This window comes from Candidatus Phycosocius bacilliformis, assembly GCF_003112735.1.
In the GTDB taxonomy this organism is placed as follows: Bacteria; Pseudomonadota; Alphaproteobacteria; order Caulobacterales; family Aquidulcibacteraceae; genus Aquidulcibacter; species Aquidulcibacter bacilliformis.
In genome coordinates this window covers 572,341-584,482 of sequence record NZ_BFBR01000001.1, presented here as the reverse complement: position 1 = coordinate 584,482, position 12,142 = coordinate 572,341, and the positions used below count along the sequence as shown (strand labels likewise).

11 protein-coding genes are annotated in these 12,142 nt (G+C 58.1%); 10 read left to right on the top strand and 1 reads right to left on the bottom strand.

What is annotated here, in order from left to right:
• The first annotated feature begins 115 nt into the window (after window positions 1-115).
• From PbB2_RS02795 to PbB2_RS02780, 4 genes are all read left to right on the top strand, one after another.
• The gene (locus PbB2_RS02795) at window positions 116-1,507 is read left to right on the top strand and encodes a cytochrome P450 (protein WP_108983744.1); all 1,392 of its coding nucleotides are present in this window, start codon (window positions 116-118) and stop codon (window positions 1,505-1,507) included.
• Window positions 1,504-2,658, top strand: coding sequence for an ATP-grasp domain-containing protein (locus PbB2_RS02790; RefSeq protein ID WP_108983743.1), 1,155 nt, complete (start codon window positions 1,504-1,506; stop codon window positions 2,656-2,658). The genes PbB2_RS02795 and PbB2_RS02790 overlap by 4 nt, the downstream gene beginning before the upstream one ends.
• A 79-nt stretch (window positions 2,659-2,737) precedes the next feature.
• Window positions 2,738-3,838 carry a phytoene/squalene synthase family protein gene (locus PbB2_RS02785; RefSeq protein WP_238164819.1) on the top strand — a complete coding sequence of 367 codons (1,101 nt, stop codon included), beginning with the start codon at window positions 2,738-2,740 and terminating at the stop codon, window positions 3,836-3,838.
• Window positions 3,838-4,035: a hypothetical protein gene (locus tag PbB2_RS02780; RefSeq protein ID WP_108983742.1), complete on the top strand. Its 198-nt coding sequence runs from the start codon at window positions 3,838-3,840 to the stop codon at window positions 4,033-4,035. Before PbB2_RS02785 ends, PbB2_RS02780 begins: the two co-directional genes overlap by 1 nt.
• On the opposite strand, the gene PbB2_RS02775 is transcribed toward PbB2_RS02780, so the two are convergent.
• Entirely contained in the window at window positions 4,003-4,965 is a 963-nt protein-coding gene (locus tag PbB2_RS02775; protein WP_108983741.1) for a hypothetical protein, read from the bottom strand. The two genes, PbB2_RS02780 and PbB2_RS02775, sit on opposite strands and share 33 nt — an antisense overlap.
• Before the next feature lie 97 nt (window positions 4,966-5,062).
• Between PbB2_RS02775 and PbB2_RS02770 the strand changes: the two genes are divergently transcribed.
• From PbB2_RS02770 to bchZ, 6 genes are all read left to right on the top strand, one after another.
• A complete protein-coding gene (locus PbB2_RS02770; protein WP_108983740.1) occupies window positions 5,063-5,932 on the top strand; it encodes a polyprenyl synthetase family protein in 870 nt (289 codons plus the stop codon).
• Between the two features lie 6 nt (window positions 5,933-5,938).
• Window positions 5,939-7,057, top strand: a complete 1,119-nt coding sequence (locus PbB2_RS02765; RefSeq protein WP_108983739.1) for a methyltransferase — start codon at window positions 5,939-5,941, stop codon at window positions 7,055-7,057.
• A 181-nt stretch (window positions 7,058-7,238) separates the two neighbouring features.
• Window positions 7,239-8,177, top strand: a complete 939-nt coding sequence (gene bchC, locus PbB2_RS02760) for a chlorophyll synthesis pathway protein BchC (RefSeq protein WP_108983738.1) — start codon at window positions 7,239-7,241, stop codon at window positions 8,175-8,177.
• The gene (locus PbB2_RS02755; protein ID WP_108983737.1) at window positions 8,174-9,163 is read left to right on the top strand and encodes a chlorophyllide a reductase iron protein subunit X; all 990 of its coding nucleotides are present in this window, start codon (window positions 8,174-8,176) and stop codon (window positions 9,161-9,163) included. The genes bchC and PbB2_RS02755 overlap by 4 nt, the downstream gene beginning before the upstream one ends.
• A 6-nt stretch (window positions 9,164-9,169) precedes the next feature.
• Window positions 9,170-10,705, top strand: coding sequence for a chlorophyllide a reductase subunit Y (bchY, locus tag PbB2_RS02750; RefSeq protein WP_108983736.1), 1,536 nt, complete (start codon window positions 9,170-9,172; stop codon window positions 10,703-10,705).
• The gene (bchZ, locus tag PbB2_RS02745) at window positions 10,702-12,141 is read left to right on the top strand and encodes a chlorophyllide a reductase subunit Z (protein WP_108983735.1); all 1,440 of its coding nucleotides are present in this window, start codon (window positions 10,702-10,704) and stop codon (window positions 12,139-12,141) included. The genes bchY and bchZ overlap by 4 nt, the downstream gene beginning before the upstream one ends.
• Window position 12,142: the final 1 nt, after the last annotated feature.

The following is a 12,142-nucleotide window of genomic DNA, read 5'->3' as shown; positions in this document are numbered from 1 at the left end:
CCAACAGGCTGGACATAGTGACGCGTCAAGCGTTAGGCTTCAAGGGGCGTAGGCGCGCTTTTTTGAGAGGCGAGCCACCAATCGGCCAGGACAGAAAGGCTTAGATAAGAGATTGATGGGCGGCGACATTTCCACCAGTGCCGGGCTTTACACCCCGCCGCGCCCCGCCCCACTCGGTCCTTTGGCCAGTTTGGTGCGGGTGGTGGCGCAAGGTGATGGCGATCTCTTGAGCCTTATGCCTGCCGATGCCTATCGTCTGCCGATGGGGCCATTGGGTTATTCGCGTCGCTCGATCCAAATCGTCAATGACCCCAGCTTGACCAAACCGATTCTGGCTGACCCAGAAGATATATTCCCAAAGAATGATTTGATGGTTGGCGCGCTGGCTCCTCTGGTCGGCAACAGCATGTTTGTTTCAAGCGGTGCTTTGTGGCGTCAGCAACGGCGAATGATTGATCCGGCCTTTTCCCACATCCGATTGGCCAAGGCTTTTCCGGACATGGTGGGTGCGCTGGATGATTTCGAAACACGCCTTGATGCAGCCAGTCTGAGCGGCCAGGCCATGTCCCTTGATCTTTCGATGGGCCAACTGACTGCCGACATTATTTGCCGCACAGTGTTTTCCGCTTCCCTGGCCAATGACACGGCGCGGGATGTATTTGAGTCCTTCGCCTTTTTCGAACGCAGCGTCGCGCATGTCGAGCTTGTTCGCCTTATCTTTGGCAAGCCCTTTGAGGATATTCCGCAAAAGGCTGACGTGTTGGAAGCTTGCGCCCGCATCCGGGGCCATATCGGGCGTTTGCTTGATACACATCTTGCGGCTGGGGCCAAGTTTGATGATATCGCCACCGCCGTGATCGCGGCCCGCGACCTTGAGACCGATACACAATTCACGCGTGAAGAATTGATCGACCAATTGGGTGTCTTCTTTCTGGCAGGGCATGAAACAACCGCCAGCGCTTTGACTTGGGCCTTTTTCATTGCCGCCATGCAGCCCGATGTTGCAGATCGCATTCGTGCAGAAGCCTTCGTGGTGGCAGGACACGGTCCGATCCAGTTCGATCACGTCAAACGACTGACCTATGCGCGCAACGTGTTCAAAGAAGCACTACGACTTTATCCGCCGATCACCTTCATTCCCCGTGTTGCTGCTGTTGCAACAGAAATTGGCGGGCGCAAAATCAAGCGTGGGACTATGGTGATGATCGCACCTTGGGCGGTGCACCGGCATCAGGCTTTGTGGCGCCATCCAGATGCTTTCGATCCCGATCGCTTCCTGCCAGAACGAGAACATGAAATTGTGCCAGGCTCATATTTGCCTTTTGGGGCAGGGCCGCGCGTTTGTGTTGGGGCTGCCTTTGCCACAACTGAGGCGACATTAATTCTCGCGCGGATCCTCAGCAATTATCGCTTTACGGTGCAAGACCCTGGTGCGGTTCGCCCGGTGGCCCGGCTGACCACGCGGCCTGCCCACGAGGTCATGATCCAGGTTGCGAGGATCGCGTGAAACAGACTGTGCTCATCACGATTGGTCGACTTCCCAAGGCACTTGATTTTGCCCGCTCCTTCAAGGCTGCGGGCTGGCGGGTTCTGGTGGCAGAGCCATTCAAGACCCATTTGACCGGAGCTTCGGTCTGCGTGGATCAATCTTATCAAGTGCCGCCGCCTGCAGCCGGTAAAGGCGCCTATCTTTCTGCATTGCTCGACCTGATTGTCGCCCAGAAAGTCGACTTGATCCTGCCACTCTCAGAGGAGACGATGCATGTCGCGCATTTGCGTGACCAACTGCCACCGGGCGTGCGGCTTTATGCGCCTCCCGTTGATCAACTCCTCGGCTTGCATGACAAGGCCAGCTTCCCGGAACGCGCACTTAGCCATGGCCTTACCGTGCCAGAGACTGCCAAACTTGGCACACCGCACGCCGCCGCAATCGCCGCGCGGCAGGATTATGTGATCAAGCCGATCTTTTCTTGTTCAGGTCGCGCCGTCAGTTTGCATGGGGCCGGGACCTCTTTGACGGAGGCGACGGCGAGCCTGAATGAACCTGCCATCGTGCAGGCTCAAATGAAGGGTCGCCAATACAGCACATTTGCAATCGCGCGTGCTGGCCGCGTGTTGGTCAATATTGTTTATCAAGCGGCCATCATGACCGGTAGCGTGGCGGTGGCTTTCGAGCGGGTACAGATTCCAGCCATCGATCAATGGGTGGCCGCCTTTGTTCAGGCGGAAGCCTATGACGGCTTTATCTCATTCGACTTTTTCCTTGAAGCAGATGGTCAGGCCTATGCGATAGAATGTAACCCAAGGGTCACAAGCGGGGTGCATTTTCTCGTCACAGATGATCTAGCCCCCGCCATTTTGGGCAACTCTGACCATCCCGTGCGCCTCAAAGATATTGACCTGATGCAGCAATTCTACCCGACATTGACTGAGGTCCAAGCCTCCATGTTCAAGGGTCCGCGCTTTTGGTCCAACCTCAAAATCTTGCGTAAAGCCCGCGATGTGACCTGGGACAAGGCCGATCCCATGCCGTTCATCACCATGCCCATCACCGCTTTTTCGATCATCGCCATGTCAATGCGTCAGCAGAAAACATTTGGCCAAGTCTCGACCCAAGACATTTCTTGGTTTGAAGGTGAAATTCTGGAGACTTTTTGATGTCTGCTTGCCAGTGTTCCAAGTCCATGATTAGCTTGATTGTCCAGCTGGTATGCCGTGCTGGGCGGATAGGATTGGCATGCTGAGTTTGGCCCCAGAGCGCCTAGCTGATACAATGGAAGAGCGGGCAACCCCACGCCCGGCTGCGCTCTTTGCCAGCCCAACGGATCGCGCCATCTGCCGAGACATGATCAAGACCGGCTCGCATTCGTTTTATTCTGCGTCTCTGCTTTTGCCCGAAGCGCTGCGTGAGGGGGCATATGCCCTTTATGGCTTTTGTCGGCTGTCGGACGATGCGGTCGATGTCGATGGAGGGCAGTCGCAGGCCATTGCGCGGCTGCGCTCGCGGCTTGATGGCATTTATGGCGGCAGACCGGAGCCTGAGGCACCTGATCGATGCCTGGCCGATGTCGTGCGGACTTATGGTATTCCCCAAGCAGTGTTTGATGCTTTGCTGGAAGGCTTTGAATGGGATGTCGCCGGGCGACGCTATGAGACTTTGGCGGAAGTAGAGGCCTATGGTGAGCGGGTCGCTGGGTCCGTTGGTGCGATGATGGCTGCTTTAATGGGTGTGCGCACCCCGGCCATGGTTGAGCGGGCCTGTGACTTGGGCGTGGCCATGCAGCTTACCAATATCGCCCGCGATGTCGGCGAGGATGCCCGGCAAGGGCGACTTTATCTGCCTCGCATGTGGTTCGATGAGATGGGGATCGACCCCGACAGCTGGTTGGCCAACCCCTGTTTCACGCCCGAGATCGGTGTCTTGACCGAGCGGCTTTTGGCGCGCGCTGAGATACTTTACCGCAAGGCTGATCAGGCGATTGCCCGGCTGCCGGCCACGGTGCGGCCCGCAATTTATGCAGCCCGCTTGCTCTATGCTGAGATTGGTAAGGTCATCAAAAGCCACGGCCATGATTCAATCACCCGCCGAGCCAGCACCACGGCTGCGCGTAAGGCTTGGTTGGTTGGGGCAGCCATGCAGAAAGCAGCCCGGCCTGCACCTAAGGGCGTTTTGGCGATTGAACAGGGTGTGGAACGGCCACTTGTTGCTGCCATTGCGCGCACCCAGCCCGCAGTCTTACACACGCGGCGCAGCCAGACTGTCCAGGACGACCTTAATTGGGTGATTGATCTGTTTTCGGATCTTGAACGGCGCGACCGTACCGGGAGGCGAGGCTAATGGACCCCAATCTCTTATTCTTTCTGGAGTTTGTCGTCTTTAGTGGAACTTTCTTGGCCTTTGCCATCTGGCAGGTGATTTCTCTGTCACCTAAGCGGCTCGCCGCTGAGGAAGCCCGTGAGGCTGCCCGCAAACAAGCCGAGATTGATCAGGCCGAAGCGGCCTCAGAAAAACCGCCGGGGCATGCGGAAGGGTAGTAAGGGCCGAACAAAGGGCGATTTGAGGCGGTCGAGGTTTAACGTCTCATGCATCATTATGACCGGCTCGCCGTCCAGCGCGCTCGTCAGGGCTGAGCGGGCATAGAAGGGCGTGTCCTCCAAGGTCTTGATGACGCGTGGCGTTGTGGCTTGATCGGCCCATGCATAGCGATCAATTCCCCAGAACGTGCCGGACAGTTGGTGACCGGCCACCGGCTCGACTTTGTCAACCTTTCCCGTGCGATCCACCCGTAAATAAGTTGCCAAGCGAGGGCCATCCCGATTGATGACATCATAAAACAGGCGCAAATCCTCGCCCCGATGGGCGCGCCCCCAATGCCAATGGGCGAAGGCCCGCTCTAGGGGTTCTGTCCCTGAATTGGTGTCAAAATAACCTGCGCCGTTCCAACTCAAATCGGGTTGGGTGAAGGCCAGCTCGACCCGGGCGCGCGGTGCCAATGGTCGCCAGCGGTGACGGCCCAATGGATCAAGATCAAAACTGGCCTCGGTTTCAATCTCCGGGATCAAGCGGATGCTGCCGGTCAAGGGGAAGGGGACAGGCGCACAGATTTCCCGGATGGCAATGTTCAGGCAGCCATCTGTCCACGACAGACTACTCGGACCAAGGGTGAAGTGCGAGGTGCTGCGCTCCAACACATCTGCCCGCCGTTCGGTCATCGCCCAACGACCTCCAGAGCGGTTCAAGCGATACAGGGCGACATTGATGGCACAATGCTGAAACGGATCCTGCCATCCCGACCACGCATAATAGGGGGAAAACACGCTCCCGATGAAGGCAATCAGCGTTAAACCGTGCTGCCCGTCATCGCTCAGCGCATCAACATACCACCAGACATAGCCGCCATCCCCGCCAACGGCGGCATCAAAACCCGGCCCGCGGGCGCTTTGATCGGAAGAAAGCTGAACCATCGGGGCCTAGTTTCCATGCAAATTCGTCCAAAAGTCAATTGACCTAGACGCTAACCTATGTCCAAATCAAATGACAACTTAGGTTGGAGGGCGAAGGATGTCGCATTCAGCACGGATTGAGCGGGCTTTGGAGACCGCAGTTGCCTCGGCGCAAGCTGAGGACGCGGCACCGGGTCTGGCCGCCGCCATCCGCTATGCCGTCTTCCCCGGGGGCGCGCGTGTTCGCCCGCAATTATGTTTGGCAGTTGCCGCTGCCTGCGGGGACGGGGGCCATGATCTTGTCGATGCTGCGGCCGCAAGCATTGAGTTGCTCCATTGTGCGTCCCTTGTCCATGACGATCTGCCCTGCTTTGATGATGCTGATCTGCGTCGCGGCAAGCCGACAGTGCATGCCAAGTTTGGAGTGCCGCTGGCCTTATTGACCGGGGATGCCCTGATCGTGATGGCCTTTGATGTTCTCGCCCGAGCTGGAGTCGCAGACCCTGTTCGATTGCCCGGCCTAATGTCTTGCATCGCACGAGGAGTCGGCGCCCCCTATGGCATTGTGGCCGGTCAGGCGTGGGAGTGCGAGATTACGGCCCCGGTTGATGCTTATCACCAAGCTAAAACAGGGGCTTTGTTTGTCGCGGCAACCACCGCCGGTGCTTTGGCAGCGGGCTCTGATCCTGCCCCTTGGCGCGCGTTGGGTGAAGGTCTGGGGGCTGCCTATCAAGTTGCCGATGATCTTCTCGATGCCCTCGGCGATTGTGAAGAATCCGGCAAAACCAGCGGGCGCGACGATGCGCTGCAGCGGCCAAGTGCGGTAAAGGCACTGGGTGTGCGTGGGGCCGTGGCCTTACTGGAATCCCATCTTGATCGGGCTGCTGCCTCCATACCTGAGTGTGCCGGGGCCAAGGCTTTGCGTGAGACGGTGCGGGTGCAGGCCACCCGGCTTGTGCCCAAGCAGCTTGCCCGCACCGCCGCCTAGATTTCGATGCGACTTCAATCCTGGTCTGATGCCTGGGCAGCTTGGCGCAACCGCTTGGTGTCGAGCCCGCGCTTTCAACATTGGGCCGCAGGCTTCCTGCTGACCCGCCCGATTGCTCACGCCAGTGCCGATCGCTTGTTTGGATTGGTCGCAGGATTTGTCTATTCCCAGGTACTGCTGGCCTGTGTGCGGCTGAAGCTGTTGGACCTGTTGGCTGAGGGGCCACTCAACGCCAAGCAATTGGCTGAGGCGATGGACCTTCCAAGTGAAGGGGCTGCCCGATTATTGGCTGCTGCCCAAAGTCTGGGTCTCGTCGAAGCCGCAGGGCCCGAACGTTATCGGTTGGGCTTGGAAGGGGCGGCCTTATTGGGCAATGCCGGTCTTCAGGACATGATCGCGCATCATGCGTTGTTTTACACCGATCTCGCTGATCCTGTTGCCCTGTTGAAGCAGGGCGGGGGCCAAGGCCAATTGGCGGCCTTCTGGCCTTATGCTGCTTATGATAAGCCCGATGAAAGTGGGTTTGAGGCCACATCACCCTATTCTCGTCTCATGGCGGCCACCCAGCCCATGATCGCCGCCGATATTCTCCATGCCTATCCCCTCGGCGGCCATCACCTTCTCATGGATGTCGGTGGCGGGGCGGGTGCCTTTGCCATTGCTGCAGCGACTGAAACACCAAGCCTGAAAGTGCGTGTGTTTGATCTGCCAGCTGTTGCCGGACAAGCCCGTCTGGCCTTTTCCACAGCTGGATTGGACGCAAGGGCGGAAGCTCTCGGCGGGAATTTTCTCACTGATGATCTGCCCGCTGGCGCAGATATCATTTCCTTTGTCCGGATTCTGCATGATCATGACGATGCAACCGTCATGAAACTTCTGACAGCTGCGCGTGCTGCGGTGGCACAAAATGGCGTGGTCATGATTGCCGAGCCCATGTCAGCTGCCCCTGCGCGTGACCCGATGGCGGAGGCTTATTTCGGCCTTTATCTGTTTGCCATGGGGCGGGGGCGAGCCCGGACACCACGCGAATTGACGTCGATGGCGCGTCAGGCTGGCTTTAGCCGCATCGTGAACAAACCAACCAGAACCCCAATGTTGGTCCGGGTTCTGATTGCTTATCCATAGAGAATCTCGTCCAATATTCTGTTTTTTCGAAGATTTTCAGTCAAATTACCGCCAATCATTATCCAACTTGCTTGACGTCAGTTTCAATTGACATATCTAAACGTCCAATTAAAGTGACACTCTGGAAAGGTGGGTGTGGCTGACACATCCGCCGGGAAGTGGGCGCAAGGGAAAGACTGAGATGGAAACCCTGGCCGTTGTTTTGGAAGCACCTGAGACACTCTCGCTGAAAAGGCTTGAGCTTAAGGATGCCGGCCATGACGACGTCATCGTGGATGTGGACTTTAGCGGCATCAGCACCGGCACAGAACGGTTGCTGTGGAGCGGCCGTATGCCTCCATTCCCGGGGATGGGTTATCCGCTTGTGCCGGGTTATGAATCGGTGGGCCGGGTTGTGGATGCCGGGCCTGATGCGCGTGACCGCATTGGCCAGACTGTCTTTATTCCTGGCTCCACTGGCTTTATCGGTGCCCGCGGCCTTTTTGGTGGGGCAGCCCGTCGGCTAATCGCCCCCAGCGCACGTGTTATCCCGATTGAGGAAAAATTGGCCAGCCGCGGGGTGTTGATTGCGCTGGCCGCCACCGCCCGCCATGCGATTGCCGACGGTGCTTTACCGCCTGAGCTGATCATTGGCCATGGGGTTTTGGGTCGTCTTCTTGCCCGCATCATTGTGGCAGAGGGCTTTCCGGCCCCGGTGGTTTGGGAAACCAATCCCGCAAGACGCGCGGGCGCAACTGGCTATGGTGTTTGCGACCCTTCCGACGACGATCGCAAGGATTATCGGGTCATACTTGATGCCAGCGGCGCTGGCAGCCTGATTGATCAATGGATCGGGCGTCTCGCCCGTGGTGGCGAGATTGTTCTTGCTGGCTTTTATGATCAGCCGATCAGCTTTGCCTTTCCTCCCGCTTTCATGCGCGAGGCGCGCATCCGCATTGCTGCGGAATGGACCCCGGCCGATCTGGCCGCAACCTTAGACCTTATTGGTGATGGTCGTCTGAACCTGGACGATCTCATTACCCATGAAGTCGAAGCCCAAGGTGCTGCAAGCGCCTATCGGACCGCATTCTCAGATGCGGCTTGTCTCAAAATGATCCTGGACTGGAGAGGTTGTGCATGACCGTAACGCTGTTGGATAGACGTGCTCTGGTGAACGAAGCCTCGCAAGAACCTGATCCGGTCCACACCGGGGAAGTCACCAAGGAAACTCAAATCATCGCCATTTACGGCAAAGGCGGTAGTGGCAAGAGCTTTGCCCTCTCTAACCTTAGCTATATGATGGCCCAACAGGGCAAGCGCGTCCTGTTGATCGGCTGCGATCCCAAGTCTGATACCACCTCATTGCTGTTTGGTGGCAAATCTTGCCCCACGATCATCGAAACATCGGCCAAGAAAAAGCTCGCTGGAGAAGAGGTGCGCATCGAAGATGTGTGCTTCGTCCGCGACGGCGTATTCGCCATGGAATTGGGCGGGCCTGAAGTCGGTCGCGGCTGTGGCGGGCGCGGCATCATCCACGGCTTTGAATTGCTCGAGAAGCTCGGCTTTCATGATTGGGGCTTTGACTATGTGCTGCTCGACTTTCTCGGCGACGTCGTTTGTGGCGGCTTTGGTCTGCCGATTGCCCGTGACATGTGCCAGAAAGTGATTGTGGTCGGCTCAAACGACCTGCAATCGCTCTATGTTGCCAATAATGTGTGCTCGGCGGTGGAATATTTCCGCAAGCTCGGCGGCAATGTCGGTGTGGCCGGCATGCTCATCAATAAGGATGACGGCACGGGTGAGGCGCAGGCCTTCGCCAAAGCAGTCGGGATCCCTGTCCTTTCTGCCATTCCAGCCGATGAAGATATCCGCCGGAAATCGGCAAATTATCAGATCATTGGCACGCCGGGTGACACCTGGGGCCCCTTGTTTGAGGAATTGGCGCTTAATGTGGCCTCGGCCCCGCCCATGCGCCCAACACCTTTGAGCCAGGATGGCCTTCTCGGCCTGTTTGCGCCGGATCAGACCGGGGGCGACTTTGTGTTGCGTCCGGCCACGCAAGCCGACATGCGCGGCGGCGTCTTCGTCGAAAAGCCAACCCTTGAGGTGATCTATGACACAGTGTGATCGCCCATGACCGACTATAACGCCTCCTTCCAACCTCCGCTGGATGGTGTTCCTGCTGATCCTCCTCAGGCAGGGCAGGGTTGCCATGCAGGTGCAGAAACCATGTCCGCAGCGGCCAAGGCAGCGGGCAAGTCAGAGATTCTTGATCTCTATGCCGTGGATTACCCCAAAGGGCCTCATGATCAGCCTCAAAGCATGTGCCCCGCCTTTGGCAGTCTGCGCGTTGGCCTGCGGATGCGGCGAACCGCGACCGTGTTGTCGGGCTCTGCCTGTTGCGTGTATGGCTTGACCTTCACGTCGCACTTCTATGGTGCGCGGCGCAGTGTTGGCTATGTGCCGTTCAATTCGGAAACCCTCGTTACGGGTAAATTGTTCGAGGATATCCGGGAGGCGGTCTATCAGCTCGCCGACCCCGCACTCTATGACACGGTGGTGGTGACCAATCTGTGTGTGCCGACTGCGTCAGGTGTGCCGCTCCAACTATTACCAAAAGAAATCAATGGGGTGCGCATCATCGGCATCGATGTGCCTGGCTTTGGCATCCCCACCCATGCTGAGGCCAAGGATGTGCTTGCCGGGGCCATGTTGCGCTATGCGCGAACCGAAGCCGAAGCAGGACCCGTTCAGGCCCCCCAAAATCTGACAACCGATCGGCCGACCATCACGCTTTTGGGCGAAATGTTCCCGGCTGATCCGGTCGGAATCGGCATGATGCTGGAGCCCTTGGGCTTGGCAGCAGGCCCTGTCGTGCCTACCCGCGAATGGCGTGAGCTTTATGCCGCCCTTGATTGCGCCGCCGTTGCCGCCATCCATCCCTTCTATACAGCCAGCATCCGCGAATTTCAGACTGCCGGGCGCAGCATCGTTGGCTCGGCCCCGGTCGGGCGCGAAGGCACGGCCGCTTGGCTGGATGCCATCGGCCAGGCGGTGGGTGTGGCTCAGGCCAAGGTTGATTTTGCCAAAAACCGCTTCCTTCCTGCGATTAAGGCGGCTCTCGCCACCGCGCCAATAAAAGGCCGGCTCACAGTATCAGGCTATGAGGGCAGTGAGCTTTTGGTGGCCCGCCTCTTAATCGAGAGCGGGGCAGAGGTGGCTTATGTCGGCACCGCATGTCCACGCACTACGTGGTCGGACCCTGACCGCGACTGGCTCGAAAGCAAGGGCGTACACGTGCAATATCGCGCCTCGCTTGAGCAGGATATTGCCGCGGTGGAGGCAATCCGTCCGGATCTGGCCATCGGCACGACCCCGGTGGTCCAACATGCCAAGCAAATGTCGATACCGGCGCTTTACTTCACCAATCTGATTTCGGCGCGACCTCTCATGGGGCCTGCCGGGGCTGGTTCTTTGGCACAAGTCATCAATGCGGCACTGGCCAATCGCGCCCGTTTTGACCGGATGACAGCCTTCTTTGAAGGCGTTGGACAGGAAGATAATGCCGGTGTGTGGGCTGACACCCCCGTACCGCGTCCCGAATTCAAGGCCCGCTATGCGAAGACATTGGCCGCCGCGCGCGCAGCAGAAGAGGCGGTGGGAACATGACGCTGATCCTCGATCACGACCGGGCGGGCGGCTATTGGGGTGCAGTTTACGCCTTCACCGCCATCAAGGGCTTGCAAGTCATCATTGATGGTCCGGTTGGATGTGAAAATCTGCCCGTCACCTCGGTCCTCCATTATACCGACGCACTGCCGCCGCATGAATTACCCATTGTCGTTACCGGCTTGGGCGAAGAGGAATTGGGTCAGACCGGCACTGAGGCAGCTATGAAGCGCGCTTGGAAAGTGTTGGATCCGCATCTGCCGGCTGTGGTGGTCACGGGTTCAATTGCCGAGATGATTGGCGGCGGGGTGACACCAGAAGGCACCAATATTCAGCGTTTCCTGCCGCGCACAATTGATGAAGATCAATGGCAAAGTGCCGATCGCGCTTTGACATGGCTCTGGACAAATTTTGGCACCAAAAAAGTGCCAAAGCTCAAACCCCGCGCCGAAGGGGTCAAGCCCAAGGTCAATATCATTGGCCCCACCTATGGCATGTTCAACCTGCCATCTGATCTGGCTGAAATCCGTCGTCTCATCGAGGGTATCGGCGCAGAAGTGGGAATGGTCTTCCCGCTCGGCTCGCATTTGGCGGACGTGAAGCGACTGGCCGAGGCAGAGGTCAATGTCTGTCTCTATCGAGAGTTTGGTCGCAATTTGTGCGAAACTTTGGAGCGGCCCTATTTGCAGGCCCCGATCGGCCTGGAATCAACCACTCTGTTCTTACGCAAGCTTGGTGACATGACCGGGCTTGACCCTGAACCATTCATTGAGCGGGAAAAGCACACCACGATCAAACCAATTTGGGATTTGTGGCGGTCGGTGACGCAGGACTTCTTCGGCACAGCCAGTTTTGCCATCGTCGCGAATGAAACCTATGCGCGTGGTGTCCGCAACTTTCTTGAGACCGACATGGGTCTGCCCTGCACCTTTGCCTTTGGGCGCAAGGCAGGCGTGAAGCCGGATAATCAGGCGGTGTGTGAGGCGTTAAAAGCGTCGCCCCCCTTGATCATGTTCGGCAGCATTAATGAGCGCATGTATATGGCCGAACTGGGCTCGCGCGCGTGCTTCATTCCGGCGAGCTTTCCTGGTGCGATCATCCGCCGTCATACAGGCACGCCTTTCATGGGCTATGCCGGGGCAACGTATCTGATCCAAGAAGTGTGTAACGCGCTGTTTGATGCTTTGTTCCACATCCTGCCGCTGGCTGGCCAGATGGACCGGGTCGAGCCGACGCCAGCCCGTCGTCATGTTGAATTAATGTGGGATGACGATGCCAAGGCCGCGCTTGATGCCATTGTAGAGCGCGAGCCGGTTCTGGTGCGCATCTCAGCGGCCAAGCGGCTGCGTGACAGCGCAGAGCGGGCCGCCCGGCTGGCCGGGGAAACCGAAGTCAAACTGTTGCGGGTGATCCGCACCCAGCAAGAAATGGCGTGAG